General features: G+C 74.2%; 14 protein-coding genes and 1 pseudogene. 11 read left to right on the forward strand and 4 right to left on the reverse strand.

The features are described from left to right. Window positions 1-250 precede the first annotated feature (250 nt). From ACIQF6_RS32310 to ACIQF6_RS32320, 3 genes are all read left to right on the forward strand, one after another. Window positions 251-1,891: a DUF4153 domain-containing protein gene (locus ACIQF6_RS32310; RefSeq protein ID WP_400901446.1), complete on the forward strand. Its 1,641-nt coding sequence runs from the start codon at window positions 251-253 to the stop codon at window positions 1,889-1,891. A gap of 175 nt (window positions 1,892-2,066) precedes the next feature. Further along, entirely contained in the window at window positions 2,067-2,750 is a 684-nt protein-coding gene (locus ACIQF6_RS32315) for a ribonuclease HII (protein WP_400901448.1), read from the forward strand. A gap of 406 nt (window positions 2,751-3,156) precedes the next feature. After that, entirely contained in the window at window positions 3,157-3,678 is a 522-nt protein-coding gene (locus ACIQF6_RS32320) for a hypothetical protein (RefSeq protein WP_400901450.1), read from the forward strand. A gap of 421 nt (window positions 3,679-4,099) precedes the next feature. Here ACIQF6_RS32320 and ACIQF6_RS32325 read toward each other — a convergent pair. Continuing rightward, a pseudogene (locus tag ACIQF6_RS32325) lies at window positions 4,100-4,663 on the reverse strand (hypothetical protein); the annotation flags it as partial. A 307-nt stretch (window positions 4,664-4,970) separates the two neighbouring features. Continuing rightward, complete coding sequence (locus ACIQF6_RS32330; RefSeq protein WP_400901452.1) at window positions 4,971-7,166, reverse strand: RecQ family ATP-dependent DNA helicase; 2,196 nt, start codon at window positions 7,164-7,166, stop codon at window positions 4,971-4,973. 207 nt (window positions 7,167-7,373) lie between these two features. On the opposite strand from ACIQF6_RS32330, the gene ACIQF6_RS32335 reads away from it, so the two are divergent. Continuing rightward, window positions 7,374-8,870 carry a DUF4192 domain-containing protein gene (locus tag ACIQF6_RS32335; RefSeq protein WP_400901454.1) on the forward strand — a complete coding sequence of 499 codons (1,497 nt, stop codon included), beginning with the start codon at window positions 7,374-7,376 and terminating at the stop codon, window positions 8,868-8,870. A 37-nt stretch (window positions 8,871-8,907) separates the two neighbouring features. On the opposite strand, the gene ACIQF6_RS32340 is transcribed toward ACIQF6_RS32335, so the two are convergent. Next, window positions 8,908-10,221, reverse strand: a complete 1,314-nt coding sequence (locus ACIQF6_RS32340) for an alpha/beta fold hydrolase (protein ID WP_400901456.1) — start codon at window positions 10,219-10,221, stop codon at window positions 8,908-8,910. A gap of 726 nt (window positions 10,222-10,947) precedes the next feature. Between ACIQF6_RS32340 and ACIQF6_RS32345 the strand changes: the two genes are divergently transcribed. The 7 genes from ACIQF6_RS32345 to ACIQF6_RS32375 all read left to right on the forward strand — a co-directional run bounded on the left by ACIQF6_RS32345 (window position 10,948) and on the right by ACIQF6_RS32375 (window position 21,803). Continuing rightward, complete coding sequence (locus ACIQF6_RS32345; protein ID WP_400901458.1) at window positions 10,948-13,449, forward strand: glycogen debranching N-terminal domain-containing protein; 2,502 nt, start codon at window positions 10,948-10,950, stop codon at window positions 13,447-13,449. A 178-nt stretch (window positions 13,450-13,627) separates the two neighbouring features. Further along, window positions 13,628-14,386: an NUDIX domain-containing protein gene (locus ACIQF6_RS32350; protein ID WP_400901460.1), complete on the forward strand. Its 759-nt coding sequence runs from the start codon at window positions 13,628-13,630 to the stop codon at window positions 14,384-14,386. A gap of 286 nt (window positions 14,387-14,672) precedes the next feature. After that, window positions 14,673-16,601 carry an ATP-binding cassette domain-containing protein gene (locus ACIQF6_RS32355; protein ID WP_400901462.1) on the forward strand — a complete coding sequence of 643 codons (1,929 nt, stop codon included), beginning with the start codon at window positions 14,673-14,675 and terminating at the stop codon, window positions 16,599-16,601. Between the two features lie 43 nt (window positions 16,602-16,644). Then, window positions 16,645-17,454, forward strand: coding sequence for a hypothetical protein (locus ACIQF6_RS32360; RefSeq protein WP_400901464.1), 810 nt, complete (start codon window positions 16,645-16,647; stop codon window positions 17,452-17,454). A gap of 396 nt (window positions 17,455-17,850) precedes the next feature. After that, the gene (locus ACIQF6_RS32365; RefSeq protein WP_400901466.1) at window positions 17,851-18,723 is read left to right on the forward strand and encodes a FadR/GntR family transcriptional regulator; all 873 of its coding nucleotides are present in this window, start codon (window positions 17,851-17,853) and stop codon (window positions 18,721-18,723) included. A 417-nt stretch (window positions 18,724-19,140) separates the two neighbouring features. Beyond that, a complete protein-coding gene (locus ACIQF6_RS32370; RefSeq protein WP_400901468.1) occupies window positions 19,141-20,763 on the forward strand; it encodes an RNA polymerase sigma factor in 1,623 nt (540 codons plus the stop codon). Window positions 20,764-20,951: 188 nt separating this feature from the next. Further along, window positions 20,952-21,803, forward strand: coding sequence for a S1 family peptidase (locus tag ACIQF6_RS32375; protein ID WP_400901470.1), 852 nt, complete (start codon window positions 20,952-20,954; stop codon window positions 21,801-21,803). A gap of 111 nt (window positions 21,804-21,914) precedes the next feature. On the opposite strand, the gene ACIQF6_RS32380 is transcribed toward ACIQF6_RS32375, so the two are convergent. Continuing rightward, entirely contained in the window at window positions 21,915-22,145 is a 231-nt protein-coding gene (locus tag ACIQF6_RS32380) for a hypothetical protein (RefSeq protein ID WP_400901472.1), read from the reverse strand. Window positions 22,146-22,218: the final 73 nt, after the last annotated feature.

Below are 22,218 nucleotides of genomic sequence, written 5' to 3' on the forward strand. Positions count from 1 at the left end.
GTTCAGAAGTGCTCCTCGGGCTTTAGAGTCGCCGGCACGACCGGGCGTGCGACTGGCCGGAAATCGTCGCGCGCCCGCATTCTGAGGGGGTTTCATGTCGCAGTCGTCCGACTTCGGCGGTGCTGGGGGCGCTGGTGGCTCTGGTGGACCTGGGGGTTCTGGTGGCTCTGCTGGGTCCGGTTGGTCCGGCGGGCCTGGTGGCCCTGGGGACTCCGGCGAGCAGCTGAAGGCCGGGGAGGGCGCGAGCGGTGTGCCGCAGCCGTCCGACTCGCTCGACCCGTTTGCGCCGCCGGCGGGGTTCGGGAAGGGGCCGACGGCGGGGCCGGCGTCGACCGCGGGGCCGGGGGCGATCGGCAACAACCCGTACCAGTACCGGGCGTTGGAGCTGCCGGAACTGGAGTGGCTGCGGCCCAGCGAGCCCCGGGCCGTCGCGCCCGCCCGGCTGCGGGTGCTGGCCGCGGCAGGCGGGTCCGGTCTGGTCAGCGCGCTGGTGCTCGGCAGCGGATTCGGGGTCAACCTGCTGCTCTGCGCCGTCGCGGGCGCGGTCGGCGCCGGGATGACCGCACTGGGCACCGGGCGTCGGATCACGCCGTGGCACCTGGCGTTCGCCGTGGCCGCGCTGCTGCTCTGTCTGGTGCCGGCCGTCAGCGGAGCGGGCGGGGCGGTGGCGCTCGCCGTGATCGCCGCGATCTGCGTCGGCTCGCTCACCCTGCACGGCGGCGCCCGCTGGGTCGGCGTGGCGATGGGCTCGATCGGACTGTGGGCGCACTTCCTGCCCGGACTCGCCTGGGGCTTCCGGGGGCTGAAAGAGCGTCGCTTTCCGGCCAAGGCCCGGGTCGGGCAGGTGGCGAAGGCGGTCGGGGTCTCCCTGGTGCTGCTGGTGGTCTTCGGCACGCTGTTCGCCGGCGCCGACTCGACCGTCGCCGACCTGCTGGACCACCTCGTCCCGTCGCTGGAGGTCGAGGAGACCCCGATGCGCTTCGTGTGCTTCGCCGGCGGAGTGCTGCTGGCCCTGGGCGCCGCGCATGCCGCTGCCGCGCCGCGCCGCTGGGACCGCACCAGGACCCCTCCCGGCAAGGAGCGCGGACGGCTGGAGTGGGCGATGCCGCTGGCGGTGATGAACCTGCTGTTCGCCACCTTCGTGGTGGTGCAGCTGGTGGTACTGATCGGCGGCTACGGCTCGATCATGCGTCGCACCGGCATGACGCCCGCCGCCTACGCCCGCCAGGGCTTCTGGCAGTTGCTCTGGATCGCCGTGCTCACCCTGGCGGTCGTCGCGCTCGCCAAGTACTGGGCGCCGCGCAGCAGCGCGGGCGACCGGCGGCTGGTCAAGGTGATGCTCGGACTGCTCTGCACGCTCACCCTGGTCGTGGTCGGTACCGCCCTGGTCCGGATGAGCCTGTACATGGACGCCTTCGGACTCACCCGCCTGCGGGTGAACGTCGCCGCGGTGGAGATCTGGCTCGGCCTGGTCTTCCTGATGGTGCTGTTCGGCTCCGTGCTCTCCGCCCGTCGCTGGCTGCCCCGGGCGGTGGTGCTCAGCGCGGCGCTGGCCGTGGCGCTGTTCGGGCTGCTGCGGACCGACGGTCTGATCGCCGACCAGAACATCGACCGCTACCGAACCTCCGCGAACCGACTCGACGTGGGCTACCTGCGCGGCCTCTCCGTCGACGCCGTACCCGCCCTGGACCGACTGCCCGACGACCTGCGCACCTGCGTACTCCAGCCGATCGCCGCGAAGTTGGCGGACGAACCCGCACCCGCCTGGTACGCCATGAGCCGCTCCGAGGCCCGGGCCCGGGAGATCCTCGCCGCCCACCCGGTGGTCCGGGACCGCGGCCAGGCCTGCCGCCGGGTCGGGCTGGTCGAGGCCCTGACCGAGTACCCCTGACGGTCGGCGGTTGCCGCCTGGTTGCCGCCTAGTTGCCGGTGGCCGCTGGTCGGTGGGCGGCGGTCGCCGGTCGCTCGGGCGGCCGGGCTGTCCGGGCGGCGGCGTAGGCTGAAACAGTCGGGAGCGTGCTGGTACGCGGGCCCGGCTGTCGCCCTGTCCAGTGAAGGAACCCTCGATGCCGTACGACCCTCCGACGCACTCGGTCGAACGCTCCCTGCGTCGGGCCGGAGCCCGCCTGGTGGTCGGGCTGGACGAGGTGGGCCGCGGTGCCTGGGCCGGGCCGGTCATGGTCGGGGCCGCCGTCACCGGGCTGCGCCGCCCGCCGGAGGGTCTCACCGACTCCAAGCTGCTCACCGAGCGGCGCCGGGAAGCGCTGGCTCCGATCCTGGAGGACTGGGTGACCGCCTACGCGATCGGCGCCGCCTCGCCCCAGGAGTGCGACGACCTCGGCATGACGGCCGCTCTGCGGCTGGCCGCCGTCCGCGCCCTGGAGGCGCTGCCGGTGCAGCCCGACGCGGTGATCCTGGACGGCAAGCACGACTACCTGGGTGGGCCGTGGCGGGTGCGCACGGTGATCAAGGGCGACCAGTCGTGCGTCTGCGTCTCCGCCGCCTCGGTGCTGGCCAAGGTTCGGAGGGACGCGCTGATGGCCGAACTCGGGGTGGACCACCCGGCGTTCGCGTTCGAGGAGAACGCCGGCTACCCCTCGCCGACCCACCGTGCCGCGCTGGAGGAGTTCGGGCCCACCGAGCACCACCGCCTGTCCTGGGCCTACCTGGACGCCCTGCCGCGCTGGAGCCACCTCAAGCGGCAGCGGGTTCCGGTCGACACCGGCGAGCAGCTCTCGCTGGGTTTCTGACCGCTTCCGGCACCACGGCGCGCCCTCCCGTATCACACTGCGCCGTCGGCGTCCCTGCGCGCCCCTGGGAGCACCACGCGCCTTCGTACGGTCGCACAATCCGATGGTTCGCCACGACTGCCGAGAGTCTGTCGGCAGCCCGCCGAGGGTCTCATGAGGGCATTGGGGCGGTCATATCCGTGGTTTCTGACGGTTCGTCAAGATTCATCCACCCGTCACTCGAACGTTGTCGTGCGCCCGCGTCCGGACGGTCAGACTTTCAAGTGGTGGGGTGCCCGTGCGCATCCGACCGGCATTTGATAGGAATCCGGGTATGCCTGTCTTCCCCGAGGAGCCGGAGATTCACGAGACGATCCCGGGCCCCGGCGTTCCCCTTCCCCACAAGTCGGACGCATCTGCCCACCGTATGCCTTCCTCCACTGCCGTCGCCGCTCCGGTCCCGGGCCCTCGCCCCGGCCCGCCGCGCCCCACGCCGCCCCGTGCGGACCGGCCGATTCCCGGTCCGCGGCCCGCTGCCCGACCCAAGCCCGGCCCCGCGCCGCGCCCGGGCGGGCCGACCGTTCAACTCCTGCCGGTCGCCGCGGCCGAGGCGCTCGACCGCGGCGACGAAGCGGTCGACGCGCTGCTGGAGTCCGGCCGTCGCCCCGGCGACGTGCTGGTCCTGACCGTCGGTGCCGTGCACCCCTGGCAGGAGCACGAGCTGAGCTTCGGCGAGGAGCGCTACTGGGCTCAACTCGCCGACGGCGGCGACGTGTTCTACGCCGATTCCGCCACTGACCGGACACTGCGCCGGGACGTGGTGGTGCTGGTGGTCAACGAGAACCACGCAGAGCGGGTGGCTGCCGCGGCGCGCAAGGCGCTGAAGCGGGCCGCGAAGCTGCTGGTGGTCTGCGGCGAGACGGACACCGTCGCCCCGCTGTTCGCCTGACCGCCCGTCCGTCGTGCCGGTCCGGCTCCGCCTGCGGGCGGGGCCGGGGCGCAGCCGCGCCCCGAGGCCGTTGCGCCGTGGCGCTGCACTGCCGTCGCGCCGACGGAGTGTCGGGGGGCTGATGCGCTGACGTGCTGATGTTCCCGGGAGTCGGTCCGTCCCGTTCCGTGTGTGGGCACGGTGGGTGGACGGCCGTTCAGCGCGCGGCAGTTCGGCGTATCGCCCGGGTGTCGCGGGTGGCCTCCAGTGCGCGGATCGCCTCCAGCGAGGTGACCGGGGCGACCGGCGGCTCCGGCGCCGACGGCTTCACCGCCGACGGCTCCGGCGGGATCGGTGCTGCCCGGCGCGACCCGGGTGATGGCGCACCGCTACGGGGCTTCATGGCCGACGGCTCCGGCGGGATCGGTGCTGCGGATCGCTCGGACACGGTGCCGGACGGGACGCGCGGCGGCAGTTCGGTGACGGTGTGGATCGGGCCGAGCGCCCACGACCCGGAGTGCGGGTTGCGCCCGCGCCGGCCGTCGCCGAGGGACTGCCAACCGGCCGAGGTCAGCGTCAGGTACGAGCCGCAGCGCAGGCCGTGCAGTTCGGCGGCGGCGCGCAGGGCCCACATCCAGGCCCCGTCCTGCTCGGTCCAGGCCGGACCGCCGTCCCGGCAGCGCAGCAGGACCGCGGTGCGGCTCGGGGATATCCGCTTCAGGTCGTGCGGAGTGACCCGGCGGAGGTGGCCGAGCAGGGCGTTGCGGTGGTCCCAGCCGTCGCTGAACTGCGGGCGGACACCGAAGGAGGCGGACGCCACCACCCGGTGCTCGGGGTCGAGTACCGCGACCACGGTGGTTCCGGGCTGCGGGAGGTGCCGCCGGTGAAGTTCGGTGACGAACTCTCGGGGTGCGCGAAGGAGGGGCACGCCGAGGCGCTCCCACTCCTGCAGGGTGATGGTCCGACGGCCGTCGTAGTGGGAAGGACCTCGGTCGATGCCGTTGATCACGATCCTCCTTCCCGTGCCCGCACTCCCGAAGGTGCGCGGGCGTACGCCGAAGGCCGGGTCCGACGGACCGGGCGCTGGATACCCTCCAATTCTCGGGCGAGAGCAGCCGGGCGGCAATGATGAAATGACAAGCGCCACCCGAAAACCGGCTACCCGCCCGATATGTCCCGCCCTCGGAGCGGAGCCATCCGGCTGACCGCCCGGTGAGTGCGGCATGTACGGCCGGAAGCCGTCCGGTGAACGGGGCTTGCCGTTCGGGCGTCCGCGCGCGCCGCACCCGGCGCCGAGTCCGGTCGGACTGCCCTCACCCCCGGACGGCCAGGACGAGGGGGAGCACCGCGGTGGCGCCGGCCTGACGGAGCAGGTGGGCCGCGACCGTCAGCGTCCAACCCGAATCCACCAGGTCGTCGACCAGGAAGACCGGCCCGGGGGCCGCGGCCAGCGTGTCCGCCAGGCCCGGCGAGAGCACGAGCGCTCCGGCGACCGAGCGCAGCCGCTGGGCGCTGTTGCTGCGCGGCCCGTGCGGGGGCTCCCCGGTGGCGTACTGGACCCGGCCGAGCAGCGGCATCCGGCCGATCGAGGCGAGGCCGCCGGCGAGGTCGGACACCAGCTGCGGGCGGGTGGAGGACTCCAGGGCGACCACGCCGACCGGACGCTCCAACCGGGCGTCGTCCGGCCCGGCCGGCCCGGCCCAGCCGCCCGGGCCGCGCGCCCAGTCCGCGACGACGCCGACCACGGCGTCCAGCACCTCGCGCGGCAGCGGACCGTCCGGGGCGCGCTCGTCGAGGAGTGGGCGCAGCCGGCTTCCCCAGCCGATGTCGGAGAGGCGGCCCAGCGCGCGCCCCGGCTCGGCCTGTTGGGTGGCGGGGATGCGCCCCCGCAGCGGGATGCCGAGGGACTCCATGCCGGTCGGCCACATCCGCCGGGTCTCGAAGGAGACGCCGGGGCGCCCGAGCGCGGCGCGGGCCGCACCGGTGGCTTCGGCCGACACCTCGGCGGAGGGCCGGGTGCGGGTGCACCGGTCGCAGCGGCCGCACGGGACTGCGTCCGGGTCGTCGAGCTGACGGCGCAGGAACTCCATCCGGCAGCCCTCGGTCGCGACGTACTCCCGCATCGCCTGCTGCTCGGCCGCGCGGGCCCGGGCGACCTTCGCGTACCGCTCGGCGTCGTACCGCCACGGCTGGCCGGTGGACTCCCAGCCGCCGCGCACCCGGCGGACCGCGCCGTCCACGTCGAGCACCTTGAGCATGGTCTCCAGCCGGGTGCGGCGGAGGTCGACCGAGGTCTCCAGCGCTGCCGTGGAGAGCGGCCGGCCGGCCTCGTCCAGCGCGGCCAGGGTGCGCCGGACCTGCTCCTCGGCCGGGAAGCCGACCGAGGCGAAGTACCGCCAGATCGCCTCGTCCTCCCGGCCCGGGAGCAGCAGCACCTCGGCGCGGTCGACGCCGCGGCCGGCGCGGCCGACCTGCTGGTAGTAGGCGATCGGGGAGCTCGGCGAGCCGAGGTGGACCACGAAGCCGAGATCCGGCTTGTCGAAGCCCATGCCGAGCGCGGAGGTCGCGACCAGTGCCTTGACCCGGTTGGCCAGCAGGGCGGCCTCGGCCTCGCGGCGTTCGGCGTCCTCGGTCCGGCCCGAGTAGGAGGCGACCGGGTAGCCCCGCTCGCGCAGGAACTCGGTGACCTCCTCGGTGGCGGCGACCGTCAGGGTGTAGATGATGCCGGAGCCCGGGAGGTCGGCCAGGTGGTCGGCCAGCCAGGCCAGACGCTGCGCCGGGTCGGGCAGCGACAGCACCGAGAGGCTGAGGCTCTCCCGGTCCAGCGGGCCCCGCAGCACCAGGGCCTGTGCGTCGCCGACGCCGGTGCCGAGCTGCTCCGCGACATCGGCGGTGACTCGGGCGTTCGCGGTGGCCGTGGTCGCCAGCACCGGGACGCCGGGGGAGAGCTCGGCGAGCATGGTGCGCAGCCGGCGGTAGTCGGGGCGGAAGTCGTGACCCCAGTCGGAGATGCAGTGCGCCTCGTCCACCACCAGCAGGCCGGTGGAAGCGGCGAGCTTGGGCAGGACGTGGTCGCGGAAATCGGGGTTGTTGAGCCGTTCCGGGCTGACCAGCAGGACATCGACGCGGCCGTCGGCGACCTCCTGCTGGATCTCCTCCCACTCCTGGGGGTTGGCCGAGTTGATCGTCCGGGCGTGGATGCCCGCCCGGGCGGCCGATTCGACCTGGTTGCGCATCAGCGCCAGCAGGGGCGAGACGATCACCGTCGGGCCGGCGCCGCGCTCGCGGAGCAGTGCCGTGGCGATGAAGTAGACGGCGGACTTGCCCCAACCGGTGCGCTGGACCACCAGGGCGCGGCGGCTGTCCACCACCAGGGCCTCGATCGCCTTCCACTGGTCCTCACGCAGTGTCGCGGAGGGCCCCGCGAGGTTGCGCAGCACGGCTTCCGCCGAGGACCGGACGGCGGCGCGGTCGGTGGGGGTGGTCGGGTGGAGTTCGCGCGTCTGCATGAGGTCATGGATACCGTGCTCCGTGGACGGACCGCGAATGCCGGGCTGTGGACAACCTGTCTTTTGTCGGGTGATATGCCTCCGAATCGCGCTGTTCGCGTCGGAATTGTCCGCCATTCGGGGTAGCTGATGCTGAACCCCCCGGTTTATCCACAGGGCGGGCGAAATATCCGCAGCGCCGGCGGAATCGGGTCCAGGCTTTCCGCCATGACCGCAGACGACCGCACCACCAAGCACCCCTCGCGCCCCGGCCACCTCCCGGTCCGGCTGCGCGGCCCCGCCGACATGGCGGAGATGCTCCCCTACCTGCTGGGCTTCTTCCCCGACGACAGCATCGTCGCGGTGGGCCTGCAGGGCCCCACGCTCGACCAGGGCGGAGTGATCCGGATCGACATTCCGGAGAACCCGGAATCCTGGGAGCGCACCGCCGAAGAATCCGCCCGGCTCCTGGTCGAGCTGTCCGAACAGCGTGATCGCCGCCCCGTCCAAGTCCTGCTGTACCTGTGTCGTGATCCCGACGACGGCACGCCCGTGCCCGAGGGCAGCCAGGCCGTCCTGGCGGAGCTCCGCCCGCTGGCGGCCGCGCTCACCCGGGCGTTCCAGAACGAGCAGGTGATCGTCAAGGAGTCGCTGTGCGTCTCCGCCGGCCGTTGGTGGTCCTTCCTGTGCGCCGGAATCGACTGCTGTCCGCCGGACGGCACTCCGGTCCGCGCCGCCCACCAGCCCAGCCCACTCGTCGCCGCGGCCACCTTCGCGGGCCTCGCCCCGCGGGGCAGCCGCAAGGCGATCGTGGCCGGCCTGGCACCGGTGGGCCCGCCGCTGTGCGAGCTGCAGCGCCGCGCGTTGGAGGACGCCGGGCCGCCGTTCATCCGCGAGCTGGCCGGCCCCGACGGCCGCCACACGGCGGTCGAGCGCACCGACGAGCTGCTGGCCAGTGCGATGGCCGAGTTCCGCAACGGTGCCCGGGAGCTCGACACCAGGCGCACGGCCCGCCTCCTGATCGGCCTGCAGGACAAGCTCGGCCGCGATCGCGCCGCCGAGTACGCCGAACCGCACGAACTCGCCACCGCCCAGAAGCTGTGGCGCTACCTCGTCCAACGCTGCGTTGACCCGTTCGAGCACCTGGCGGCCCCGCCGATGACGCTGCTGGCATGGACGTCCTGGCTGGCCGGAGATCCCGCGACGGCAAGAATCGTGCTGGCCAGGGCACTGGAACTGGATCCGGGCTACACCCTGGCCCAGCTGCTCTACGAATCGCTGAACTCCGGTCTCGCCCCGGAGGCCCTGCTCCGGGTGGTCCGGAGCGAACGCACCACCCGGCTGCGCGAAGCGGGGCTCCTGCCGGGCCGCGAACTGCCGCCGCCCGGCAGTCCGACGGGAGCCGGCCGGCCCGGTGGTTCCCCGCAGGCGCCCGCCGTCCGGCCCGGGCCCCAGCCCGGCACGGAGTCCGCACAGGACTCCGGGGCAGGGCAGGGCGAGCCCGGGTCGGACCGGGAGTGCTCCGCGCCCGGAGGGGGCGGCCCGGAACCCGGCGAGGACGGCAGCCCAGGAACCGGCCGTCCGACGACCTCGCCCGACGCCGCGTCAGCCGCCGCTCACCGCCCGGGCGGTGAGCGCCGACGGAGCCCGCTCGGGGCGGCGCTGCCCCGGATCCCCAGGCCTCGCGGTAGCGCCCCACGACACCAGCAGTACACCGGAGGCTGAGATGCGTACGTTCGTCCCCCGCCCGCGCGGCGAGCGGCTAGACCTCCCCGCGCGCCATCCGCATCAGGTGCTCCAGCACCCGGCGGCCGCTCACCCGGACGCCGTCGTGCTCCCACTCGTTGGTGATCCACGTCCGCAGGCCGGCCACCGCGTCCGCGGTCTCCAGCGAATGCGCCGTGTCCACGTACATGTCGTCGTGGTACACCGCCGCGTACACCGGTACCTGGTTCGCAGCCAGGCGCTGCAGGTCGTACAGGTCGGGCCAGTCGGTGCGCTCGGCCAGCAGCTGCGCGGTCTCGCGGAGCGGCTGCAGCGACGGGTCGGTCTCGAACATCCAGGGGTAGATCATTTCGCCGGTGAGCAGCACCGGCCCGTCCCCGGTCAGCGCCGCCGCGGCGTCGAACTCGGGAAACTCCTTGCGCACCCGCTCCGCCGACCAGTCGGTGGCCCCGGCGTCGACCGAACGCTGCCCGTAGATCGACTCGTGCAGCACGGCGTACAGCGGCCCCTGGGCGAACGACAGCTGCGCCTGAGCCCCCGCCAGGAAGGTGTCGGACAGTTCCGGCCCGTCCGGTCCCTCCACCCACGCCTCTTCCAGCAGGTAGTGCAGGACGTAGGAGCCGGTGCCGCTGCCCAGCATCATGCCCAGCGCCTGGAAGGCCTGGACGGTGAGCACCCCGCCGTCCGGCAGGGGCGCGGGCCGCTCGATCAGGTGCGCCGCGATTCGCCGTACCGCCGCTACGTCCTGCGGGAACCGTGCGTAGTGTCCGGCGTTCTTGCGGGCCACCCGCGGGTATGCCGCGCGGTAGACCTCGTCCGCCGAGCGGCGGAGGCCGGCCAGGCCGCCGGTGACGAACGCCTCGCGCAGGCCCTCCGGGGCCAGCGACAGGTAGGTGAGGGTGCAGAAGCCGCCGAAGCTCTGTCCCAGCAGGCTCCACCGGCCGTCCTCGCCGAGCAGCTGGCGGCGGATCATCTCGGCGTCCCGGACGATCGAGTCGGCACGGAAGTGCGCCAGGTACTCGGCCTGCCGGCGGGCGTCGCCGCGCCGGGCCAGGGTCTGCCGGTTGGCGGGGGTGGAGCGGCCGGTGCCGCGCTGGTCCAGCAGCAGCACCCGGTGGTCGTCGAGCGCCCGATCCAGCCAACCGTCCCGGCCGAGCGGCCGGTTGGCCTTGCCGCCCGGTCCGCCCTGCAAGTACAGCAGCCACGGAAGGTCGTCGTGCTCGCGTCCGGCGGCCACCACCTCGCGGGCGTAGACCTTGATCGCCTCGCCGCCGGGAGCGCCATGGTCCAGCGGCACCCGGAAGACGTGGTCCGTGGCGACGATCCCGGGGATGCGGCTGAGGGAAGACATGCAACTCCTAGGTATGAGCTGGTCACAGGCTGGTTGCGACACCGGTCGCCGAGGTCGCCGGTGGTTTCGCCGTCGTGCTCGCACCGTATCCTGACGGCGGACAGGAGCCGCCGGGGGCCGTCCGTCACGTGCGGAGAAACCCGAACGGCGCCACGACACAGCGGGCACCCCGGGTGTCGGCCGCAGACCGCCGAAGAGCCGACGGCGCGTGGCCGCATTCGACCGGAGGTCCGCCGGGCAGGCGTGACCTGGGGCAGGTGTGCTGCGTTCAACCTGCGGAACGCCGCCACTCGAACCGGCACCGCCGGGCCGGTAGCGGCCAGGGCGACGGTGTCGGGCACCGGTCACGTGTCGCTCGACCTGGTGCGACCGGGCCACGGGCGACCTCGGCGTCCCGGCCGGCACACCACCCCGGCCGGGGCGGGGCACCGGCGATCCGGTCCCGCCCAGGTCAGAGCCGCGTGTTCCAGCGGCAGAGCAGCACAGTCCGCGATCGAGCATGCTCGCGGCCGGCCAGGCCCGCAGCCGCCGGTCGGCCGAGGGGAGGAGAGCCTGGTGACCGATTCAAGGCCGCCTCACGCAGCGTCCCACCCGCTGCCATCCACCAACCCGCCCGCACCGGGTGGCGCTCCGGCACCCGCCGGGGCATCGGCTCCCCCCGTTCCCCCAAGCCCGGCCGGCCCACCCAGCCCCGGTCAGGCCACGCCCCCGTACGGCACGCCCACCGTGCCCACGCCGTACGCCCCGGGCGCCACCCCGCCGTACGGGACGCTCACCACGCCCACCCCCTACGCGCCGGGGTCCGCTCCGGCCACCGGCGCCGCGACGCCGCCGTACGGCACCCCCACCCCGCCCTTCGGCACCCCGACCAGGTCGGGCCCGGGGGTGCCGGGCCCGGGGCGCGGCGGCGCGGGGCCGCGCCCCGACTACCCGTCAGCTCCGCTCGGAGCATCGCCCGGTGGGGCGGGCGTGCGGTCGGAGCAGGTGGCCGGTGCCGGCACGCCCGCCGCGGCCCGCCAGGCCGGCCCGGCGGTGGCGCCGCGGCCGCAGCCCTCGGCGGCGCACGACATCCTGTGCGTCAACGCCCCGGGCATGGCGGCGTCCGGCCCGGACGGACAGCTCCGGGGCCAGAGCCTGCACGGCTTCTTCCGGCACGGGGTGCGGACCTTGGCCAGGATGGAGCTGCGTCTGGGCGGCATGGAGCCGGTGCCGCTCCAGGGCACCCTGACATCCGCGGCGGCGGCGCGCTTCCTCGGCTCGGTCCGGGTGCCGGGGGACCTCGACCCGGATCCGGCGCTGACGGTCGAGCGGCTGCGACACGCCGACGGCGCGGAGACCGTGACGGTTCGGAACACCGGTGCCCGGCCGGCCCGACTGCCGTTGGAGATCGCCCTGGGCACCGACCTGGGGCAGCTCACCGACATCGCGGCCGGCCGACGCTCGGCCGACCTGCCGGGCCAGGTGCAGTCCTCCGGTCTGCGCTGGGCCGGGCAGGGCCGCGCGGCCACCGTCAGCGCCCGCCCGTCGCCGCACGCGGTGCTGGCCGGTGCGGGCGTGCTCCGGTGGGACTTGGAGGTCCAGCCCGGAGCCCGCTGGTCCGTGGACCTGCAGGTGGAGCTGGAGGCTCCGTCGACCGGCCGTCCACCGACCGGGCGCGGGCCGGGTGTGCCGCTGCCGTGGTCCGAACCAGAGGTCCGGGCCGACGACCGCCGCGCCGAACGCCTGGTCGGCCGCGCTCTGGACACACTGAGCGGGCTGCTGCTGGCGGACGCGGACCGCCCGACCGACCTCTACACGGCCTCGGGCGCACCGTGGCGTTTCGGGCTCACCGCCGCGGATGCACTCTGGGCGGCCCGGATGACGCTGCCGCTCGGCACCCGACTCGCCGCCGGAACGCTCCGCGCGACGGCCCGCCGCCAACACCTCGCGCCCCAGCAACCCGTAGGCGCTGCACGGCCGGCGGAGGCCGGCACGGCTGTTGACGGCACGTCAGGCCCGTCGGTGGCCGGCCCGTCCCGGACCGGGAGCCCCGCGGGGTCCGGTGGCGCTTCCGCGGCGCAGCCCGCCGCCGCGCAGGGCAGCGGTTCGCCCGCCCCGGGCGCGGAGAGCGGCGCGGCGGCGCAGGCGTTGGACGGCGTGATCCCCGGGCCGCTGCGGCACGGCGGCCCCGAGCTGCCGGCGAGCTGCACGGCCACGGAGGCGACCCTGCTGTTCGTCACCGTGCTGGCGGAGGCCTGGCGTTGGGGCATGCCCCGGGCCGAGGTCGCCGAGTTGCTGCCGGCGGTGGAACGCGCCCTCGGTGCGCTGCGCGCTGCGGTGGCGGAGGGGCCGGACGGGCCGGTCGGCTTCGTCACCGACCTCGGCCGTCCGGCGGAGGAGCGGGCTGCCCGGCCGGGCCCGGCCAGGTGCGAAGTCCAGGCGCAGGCGCACCGCGCGGCGCTTCAGGGAGCGGATCTGCTGGATGCGTTCGACCGGCCCGGAGCGGCAGAGTGGCGGGCCTGGGCAGCGGAGTTGAGGGAACGGTTCCGCGAACAGTTCTGGATCGACGACCTGTCAGGAGGCCGCCCGGCGGCCGCCCTGCTGGCGTCGGACCGGCCGGTGCCGGCCCTCGCCTCCACCCTGGTCCACCTCTTCGACGTCGGCCTGGCCGGCGAGGGCGAACTGCACGAGGGCCTGCTCGACCGGGAGCAGGCCAGACTGCTCGCGCAGCGCCTGGTGACGCCGGAACTCGACTGCGGGTGGGGCCTGCGGACGCTGAGCGCGAAGTCTCCGCGGTTCAACCCGCTCGGCCACCGCAGCGGCGTGGTGCGGGTGCAGGAGACCGCGCTCGCGGTGAGCGGGCTGGTGGACGCGGGCTTCGAGCGGGAGGCCGAGATCCTGCTGGAAGGCCTGCTGGAGGCGTCCGCGCACTTCGACTACCGGCTGCCGGAGATGTACGCCGGCGAGCAGAAGGTCACCGACTGCCCACCGGTGCCGCACCCGGCGGCCTGCCGTCCGGCCGCCATGTCGGCCGCCGCGGCCGTCCACCTGGTGCTCTCACTGGCCGGCGTCCGGCCCGACGTTCCGTCCGGCCGGGTCGCCACCTGCCCGGCGAGCACCGCACCCCTGGGCGCGCTGGAACTGACCGGTCTGCGGGTGGCCGGCGAGCCGTTCTCGGTCCGGGTCAGCCGGATCGGTGTCGCCGTGGTGGAGGAGGCGCCGTCGTTCCTGCAACTGGCCGCCAGCTGACTGCCGGCCCACCGCCGCAGGCCCGTCTGCCTGCGGGCGGGGCCGGTCGACCGGAGGCCGGGCGGTCGGCTGCGGGCGCTCCGGAAGGCGGGAACGGGCCGGGGAGGAGACGGGACAGGCATCGGGAGTCGAGTCGTGGTCTGTGATTATCGTCAGAGAGACGACTAAGATCGGCGACATGTCGCGTTATGACCCGTCGGCCTTCCCCCCGTTCGCAGTCACGGTTGACCTGGTGGTGCTGACGGTGCGCGACCATGAGCTGTGCGCCCTGCTGGTGAAGCGCGGCGAGGCGCCGTTCCAGGGCTACTGGGCGCTGCCCGGCGGGTTCGTGCGGCCGGACGAGGGTCTGGCCGAGGCGGCGTCCCGGGAGTTGGCGGAGGAGACCGGGCTGCGGGCGCAGTCCGCGCCGGGCCAGGCTCTGACGGGGCAGAACCCGTTCGGCGCGCACCTGGAGCAGCTGGCCACCTACGGGCACCCGCAGCGCGACCCGCGGATGCGGGTGGTGAGCGTCGCGTACCTGGTGCTCGCCCCGGACCTGCCCTCGCCCCGTGCGGGCGGCGACGCCAGCAGTGCCCGGTGGGCACCGGTCAGCGAACTGTTCGGCGTGGATCGGAACGACGGCGAGCTGCTGGCGTTCGACCACGGGCAGATCCTCGCGGACGGCGTGGAGCGGGCCAGGTCGAAGATCGAGTACTCCTCGCTGGCGACGGCCTTCTGCCCGCCGGAGTTCACCGTCGGCGAGCTGCGCCGGGTGTACGAGGCTGTCTGGGGCGTGGTGTTGGACCCCCGGAACTTCCACCGCAAGGTCACCGGCACCCCGGGCTTCCTGCTGCCCTCCGGCGGCACGACGACCCGTCAGGGCGGCCGCCCCGCCCAGCTGTTCACCGCCGGCGGGGCCACGGTGCTCAACCCGCCGATGCTGCGCCCCGAGTCCTGACGGCCGACCCCGGCGGGGCCGTGCCGGCCGTCGTCGAGGACGGGCTGTCCGCAGGGCGAGGTGCGCCGATTCCGGTGCGGCGGAGGAATGGTGACGGCTCGTGAGAAACGCGTCAGTGTCGTGCGGCCGCAGTCCCCTGTTCGGGTGAGGTAGGCGCTAACACCGTCCACGATCCATCCGGAATGCCTGGTTTCATCGCTTCCGCGTCCTACTGTGCAGGCTCAGGCCTGGTGGACGAACCCCGGTCTGTCGGTGGGCGAGGGAGCGGGCGAGGGAGCGGGCGGCGATGATCCAGATCACCGGACTGACCAAGACGTACCGAAGGGGCCACCCCCCGGCGGTGCTGGACCTGACCTTCGACGCCCGCCCGGGGATGGTCACCGTGCTGCTGGGTGACGAGGGCGCGGGCAAGTCCACCGCGTTCCGGCTGATGGTCGAGCTCGAACGCGGCCACGGCATCACCCTGTTCGGCGGCCGCACCTACCGGCGGATCCGGCGTCCGGAGCGGGAGATCGGCGTGCTGCTCCCGTCCGGCAGGCCGGAGGCCGGGCACCCGGGTCAGCGGGCCCGGGCGCACCTGCGAATGCTGGCCGGGGCGGTCGGCGTCCCGGCGCGTCGGGCCGACGACCTGTTGGAACAGGTCCGCCTCGCCCCCGTCGCCGACCACCGGATCGGCACCTTCTCGCCCGGCATGCACCGGCGGCTCGCCCTGGCCGCAGCCCTGCTCGGCGCCCCCACGACGCTGCTGCTGGACGCTCCGGCCGAGGGGCTGTCCCCGCGCAGCGAGGAGTGGTTGCACGGTTACCTGCGGTCCTTCGCGCTGACCGGCGGCACCGTGCTGATGTCCACCCGCAGCCCGGAGGAGGCCGCGGCGCTGGCCGACCGGGTGGTCACCCTGGACACCGGCCGGCTGGCCGCCGACCAGCCCGTGGTGGAGTTCCGCCGCACCCGGCTGCACCCCGAAGTCCTGGTCCGCGGCCCGCAGATGGCCCGCCTCGCGGACCTGCTGGTCGCCCAGGGCGCGCAGGTTCGGCGGGAGGGCAACGTCGGCCTCGCGGTGAGCGGGGTCGGTCGCACCGAGATCGGTGAACTCGCCTACCGCCACGGCGTCCTGCTGCACGAGCTGGCCGACCGGGTGGTGCAGCGTCCGATCCCGTTCCCGCCCGCCCTGCCCAGCGGCTCGCGCCGCTCCGGCGAGGTCGTGATCCGGACGGGTCGACGGAAGCCGGGCGGGCAACCGCAGATCGCCCCCGCCCCCGCCCCCGGACCTGTTCCGGCCCTCGGCCCGGCACCGGCACCGGCACCGGTCCCGGCCCCCGCCTCCGGCGACTCCGTCGCTCCGAGGCCCGCCACCGTCGGCCACCCGTCGGCCGCCCCGGACGTCGAGCGCGGCACCCCCGAGCACCCGGCCTCCGAGCGCGAGCACCCGGTCTCCGAGCGTCGCCCCCTCGGCCACCGCGGCCTCCAGGCCGGCCGCTGGGCCGCAGCCGCCCTCGCGCCCGACCCGGTGGCACCGCCCGCCCCCACCGCGGTGCCCGCCCCGCCGGCCCCGGCCGAGGCAGCCGCCGTCGAGCTCACCCGCCGGATGCCCCGCGGCGCCTCCGCGAGCCGCACGGTGGCACCGCCCGAGCGGTCGGCCGCAGACACCCCCATGCACTCCGCCGCTCCGGACCCCGAGACCGCACCCGAGGTCGCGTCCGAGCCTGCACCTGCACCCGCACCCGCACCCGCGCCTGAGCCCGAGTTCGCGTTCGAGCGCACCGTGCCCGCACCCTCCGTGCCCGCCCCCGCCTCGCCCGCCTCGCCCGCCTCGCCTGCCGCGGCGCCCGTCGGTCCGACGCCGATCGTGCTGGACGCCGAGCAGCTGGCTGCCAATCCGACCGATGCGGAACTGCTGACTCCCGCCCGGATCACGGGAGTTGGTCACACTCGGGCCCCGGGTCGGGCTCCCGGGCAGGCGTCCGGACCGGTTCCCGGACAGCCCCCCGTGCGGCCCCCGGGGCAGGCGCAGGTGTCGGAACCCGGGTCGGAACCCGTGCCGGAGCAGGGCCGGGCGCAGGTGCGGCTCCGTCCGGTCCACGCCACCGAGTTGCGTTCGGCGGGGCAGGCCCGGCCGGTCGGACCGGCGGCGGGGCGGGCGCACGTGGTGGCGGGGGAGAGCGGGGCGAGCGCGGTGCGCAGGCGCGCCGTCGGCGACGAGAACGGGAGTGAGTGAGACCGTGCGGTTGGTGGCTTGTGAGGTGCGTCGGCTGCGTGGGGTGCGCTCCACGTGGGTGGTGGTCGCGGCGGCGCTGGTGCTGAACGCGGCGCTGGCGGCGGTGGCGGTCCAACGCTTCCCGGCAGGGGAGTTGGCGGTGTCGGGAGCGGTCCGCGCGATGGCCGGCGTGGTCCCGTGGCTGCCGCTCCCGCTGACCGCGCTGGCCGCGGCGGTGCTCGGCGCACTCGCGTACAGCCACGAGATGCGCTGGCCCGGCCTGGCCGCGTCCCGGGTGGGCCTGGGTCGTCGGCTCGGCGCGCTGGTGGCGAAGCTGCTGGTGGTCGGGGCGGCGGCGGTCCTGCTGGCGGCGTTGACGCTTGCGGTGAACACCCTGGTGGTCCGGTTCGGGCTGCCGGGCGCGGTGGACGCCTCGGCGGTGTTCGCGCGGCCGCACCCCGCGGATCTGGCAGCGCTCCCGGGCCTGGTCCCGGCCCCGGCGGCGGGCCCGTTCGCGGTGGGCGGGATCGGCCGTCCGCTCCCGGCGTTCCTGGCGCTGGCGGTGGCCGGCGGCTGGGCCGGTCTGCTGCTGGCGGCGTTGGTGCGCAGCGCCGTCGTGGGAGTGCTGCTCGCCTGCGCGACGCCCGCCCTGTTGGAGCCCACGGCCGGTCTGCTGCTGCACCACTTCGGCCGGAACTGGCCGGTCTGGGTACGGGAGTTGCTGCCCTTCCAGTACGGCCTGAACCTGGTCCGCGAGGCGGCCGACCGGACGGCGGCGGCGCTGGACGGGGTGGTCCTCGCCGCCATGCTGGCCCCGGCCGCCCTGCTGGTGCTGGCCGTGCTGGTGGCCCAGCTCCGCCGCCGCGCGCTGTAGTCGCCCCGCGGCCCGCACGGCCCCGCCCGCAACGAGCCGTCGCACCCGGAAGGCCCTCCCGGAAGGCCCCCGGAAGGCGATCGCGGAAGGCGTTCCCGGGAGGGCGACCCGACGCACCGCCGAATTCGGCAATCGGTGCTGACGCTGCGACAGCTCCGTCAACCGCCGTGGCGGCGCCGCGAAGCGTCGTCCGGAGCCGCCGCCGAATTCGTGCCGGGGCGCGACCGGGACGAAGTCGGGGCGAAGGCGAGATGTCGTCAGGAGGTGGCCGGGATGACCGATATGCGCATTTCTGGCTGATAAGAAGTCAATTATCCAGACACTGCCGATCACCCTTTCGTGTGCTTTTCAGGAGAATGCTCAAGACGGCCCCGCCGATCGCCGACAAAGGATGGCGTGAGTACCCTTGCGCACCCCACCGTGACCGCCGCTCGCCAGGCCGAGTCGATCTCCGCCTCCGAGCTGGACCGTTTCCCGTACGCCGACCGTCCGATGCCACCCGCCCCCCGCTGGGAGGGGGCGGAGAGCGAACTCGCCCGGGCCGGTCGGAAGACCACCAGCAGCCGCGGCCGCGGCCTGCACGGCCAGCTGGTCCAGCAGCTCGGCCAGATGATCGTCTCCGGCGACCTGGGCGCCGATCGCCCGCTGGTGCCGGAGGAGATCGGCCAGCGCTTCGAGGTCTCCCGCACCGTGGTGCGCGAGTCGCTCCGGGTGCTGGAGGCCAAGGGCCTGGTCTCGGCCCGGCCGAACGTCGGCACCCGGGTCCGCCCGGTCAGCGACTGGAACCTGCTGGACCCGGACATCATCGAGTGGCGCGCCTTCGGCCCGCAGCGCGACGAGCAGCGCCGCGAGCTGTTCGAGCTGCGCTGGGCGATCGAGCCGCTGGCCGCCCGGCTGGCCGCCGGCCACGGCCGGGAGGACGTCCAGCACCGGCTGGTCGAGCTGACCGAGATCATGGGCCAGGCCGGCAGCCAGGGCGACCTGGTGAGCTACGCCCGCGCCGACGCCGAGCTGCACGGTCTGGTGCTGCAGATGGCCGGGAACCGGATGCTGGAGCACCTGTCCGGGATCGTGGCCGGCGCGCTCCAGGTGTCCGGCGGCGCCGGCACCACCTGTGAGCGTCCGTCCGAGTCGGCGGTCGGCCTGCACACCCGGCTGGTCGACTCGCTCGGCACCGGGGACGGCACCGCCGCCGAGGCCGCCGTCCGCGCGCTGCTCACCGTCCACCCGGACGTCGAGCACGCCGTCCCGGCCCCGCGGGAGCACTGAGCGGTCCAGCCCCGCCCGTTCCGAACGGATGGCCCTTCAGCTGCTCCACCCGCAGCCGGGGGGCCATCGGCGTGTCGCGTGCCACACAGTTGTCCGCGCCACACTGCCGGAGGCCCGCGCAGTCCCCGTGCGAACGGCTTCGGAGGCCCCGGCGGGCCGGTCGTCGATAGGCCGCCCGGGGCAGCCGGTACCGGCCGCCGGGTGGTGTGACGGGCGCCACGACGGGCATGCGTAACACTTGAGTGGCGGCAGCGATGTGTACGGAGCGGAAGCAGCTCCGGAATACCACCACAGACCAGATGGCTGTGTTGGTGCGCGGCGCTGCTGCCGTCCTGCAGACCCCGGTCACCGTCCACCCACCCGAGTTGCTCGGGCGGTCGGTGCGGGATCGTCCACTCATCGTCCGAGAGGTTGTTCGTGTCGGCCAGCACATCCCGTTCGCTTCCCCCCGAGATCGCCGAGTCCGCGGCACTGCTGGCGCTCATCGAGCGGGGCAAGGCCCAGGGGCAGATCGCCGGTGACGACGTGCGCCACGCGTTCGAGGCGGACCAGATCCCGGTCACCAAGTGGAAGAACGTCATGCGCAGCCTCAACCAGGTGCTGATTGAGGAGGGGGTGGAGCTGATGGTCAGCGCGGCCGAGCCGGCCGGCGCCAAGCGCAAGAGCGTCGCGGCCAAGAGCGCCACCAAGCGCACCGCGACCAAGGCGGTCACCACCCGTACGCCGGTCGCCCAGACCAAGCCCCCGGTGCGGATCGCCCCCGGCGCGTCCACCCCGGCCCCGTCGGTGGCCGTGGCTGCCGCCGTGACGACCGGTGAGGTCACCGTCGTCGAGACCATCGGTCTCGGCGAGGCCCGCCCGGTCGCCAAGAAGGCTGCCCCGGCGAAGAAGGCGGTGGCCAAGAAGGCCGCCGCTCCCGCGAAGAAGACCGCCGCCAAGAAGACCGCCGCGGCCGGCAAGGCCGGCGCCAAGGGCGACGAGGACATCGTCGGCGAGGACGAACTCCTCGAGGACGTGGCCCTGCCCGGCGACGGCAAGGAAGAGGGTCCCGAGGAGGAGTCGGACCAGGGCTTCGTGCTCTCCGACGACGACGAGGACGACGCCCCGGCGCAGCAGGTCGCGGTGGCCGGCGCCACCGCCGACCCGGTCAAGGACTACCTGAAGCAGATCGGCAAGGTCCCGCTGCTCAACGCCGAGCAGGAGGTCGAGCTCGCCAAGCGGATCGAGGCCGGCCTGTTCGCCGAGGACAAGCTGAGCCAGGCCGACAAGCTCGCTCCGAAGCTCAAGCGCGAGCTGGAGATCATCGCCGAGGACGGGCGCCGCGCCAAGAACCACCTGCTGGAGGCCAACCTCCGCCTGGTGGTCTCGCTGGCCAAGCGCTACACCGGCCGCGGCATGCTGTTCCTGGACCTGATCCAGGAGGGCAACCTCGGTCTGATCCGTGCGGTCGAGAAGTTCGACTACACCAAGGGCTACAAGTTCTCCACCTACGCGACCTGGTGGATCCGGCAGGCGATCACCCGCGCCATGGCGGACCAGGCCCGCACCATCCGTATCCCGGTGCACATGGTCGAGGTCATCAACAAGCTCGCCCGCGTGCAGCGCCAGATGCTCCAGGACCTGGGCCGCGAGCCCACCCCGGAGGAGCTGGCCAAGGAACTCGACATGACCCCGGAGAAGGTCATCGAGGTCCAGAAGTACGGCCGCGAGCCGATCTCGCTGCACACCCCGCTCGGCGAGGACGGCGACAGCGAGTTCGGTGACCTGATCGAGGACTCCGAGGCGGTCGTCCCGGCCGACGCGGTCTCCTTCACCCTGCTCCAGGAGCAGCTGCACTCGGTGCTGGACACCCTGTCCGAGCGCGAGGCGGGCGTGGTCTCGATGCGCTTCGGTCTGACCGACGGTCAGCCGAAGACGCTGGACGAGATCGGCAAGGTCTACGGCGTGACGCGTGAGCGCATCCGTCAGATCGAGTCGAAGACCATGTCGAAGCTGCGCCACCCGTCGCGTTCCCAGGTGCTGCGCGACTACCTGGACTGACATCTCGTCAGCCCGAGTCACCTGGACGGGCCCCTCCGCCACCGGCGGAGGGGCCCGTTCGCATGTCCGGGTGTCGCCCGATGGAGTGGCGGGCGCGCGGACCGGCGGTACGGTGGGTGATCGGATGACTACGCTGGGCAGGTTGTCGCAAGCGCCCCCGTCCGCACGCCGAACCACCTGGAGAAACGGTGCCCATCCTGGACCTGCCCGCGCCTCGGCTCCGCCGCCGGGCGGTCGCGCTCGTCGCCGTGGCCGCCCTGCCCGTTCCGCTGATCGCGTTGGGTGCGGCCGCCCCGGCCGGCGCGGAGCGGCGGATCGTCGGCGGGACGAGCGCCAGCACCGGCGACCACCCGTGGATGGTGGCGCTGTCCAGCCGTCCGCAGTTCGGCTCGTCCCGGTCGGGTCAGTTCTGCGGCGGGGCGCTGGTCACTCCGACGAAGGTGGTGACGGCCGCGCACTGCTTCTACGACGAGAGCACCGGCCGGCCGACCCAGCGGCCCGCGCTGCGGGTGATCGTCGGCCGGGACGACCTGCGGGGCAGCGCGGGGCGGGAGGTGACGGTCAGCGACGTGTGGATCGAGCCGAGCTACAGCTTCGCCGCGAACAGCCGGGACGTGGCGGTGCTCACGCTGTCCGAGCCGCAGAGCGACCGGCGGGTGCTGGAGATGGTGGGCCCGGGCGAGACCGGGCCGTACGCGGTGGGCACCGCGGCGACGGTGTTCGGCTGGGGGGACACCCGGGGCACCGGCAACTACTCGAACACGCTGCGGCAGGTGACGGTGCCGATCATCTCGGACGCCACCTGCGGCCGCGCCTACCCGGGCGGGCCGGACAGCGCGTACGACCCGCGCAGCATGGTGTGCGCGGGCGAGGAGCGCGGCGGCAAGGACGCCTGCCAGGGCGACAGCGGCGGCCCGCTGGTGGTGGGCGGCCGGCTGGCCGGCCTGGTGTCCTGGGGGGCCGGCTGTGCGGAGGCCGCACACCCGGGGGTGTACACCAGGATCTCGGCGGTGGCGGAGTCCGTGCAGAACGCGCTGTGACATGCCCGACACCACCTGCCGCGGCGGCCGGGAAAACGCCACGGCCGGGCGGCCCGCCCCGAAGGGTGGGCCGCCCGGCCGCTCAGGCAGCTCGGGTTTCGAGCGGCAGCGTCAGCGCTCGCCCTCGGCAGCCGTTGCCGCGGTGCCGGAGAGGCGGTTGCTCTCGTCGTGTATCTCCACGGCGATCTTCTTGAGCTCGGGCTCGAACTTACGCCCGTGGTGGGCGCAGAACAGCAGCTCTCCACCGCTGGAAAGGACGACGCGCAGGTAGGCCTGAGCGCCGCAACGGTCGCAGCGGTCTGCCGCGGTGAGCGGGCTCGCAGGGGTCAGAACAGTAGTCACGTCGCCTCTTCTCTAGCTCGACGAGCTGTGTACCAGGATCAACATCCAACCAGGTCGAATTCGTTCCCGCTCG

Source organism: Kitasatospora sp. NPDC092948 (assembly GCF_044754805.1).
GTDB lineage: Bacteria > Actinomycetota > Actinomycetes > Streptomycetales > Streptomycetaceae > Kitasatospora.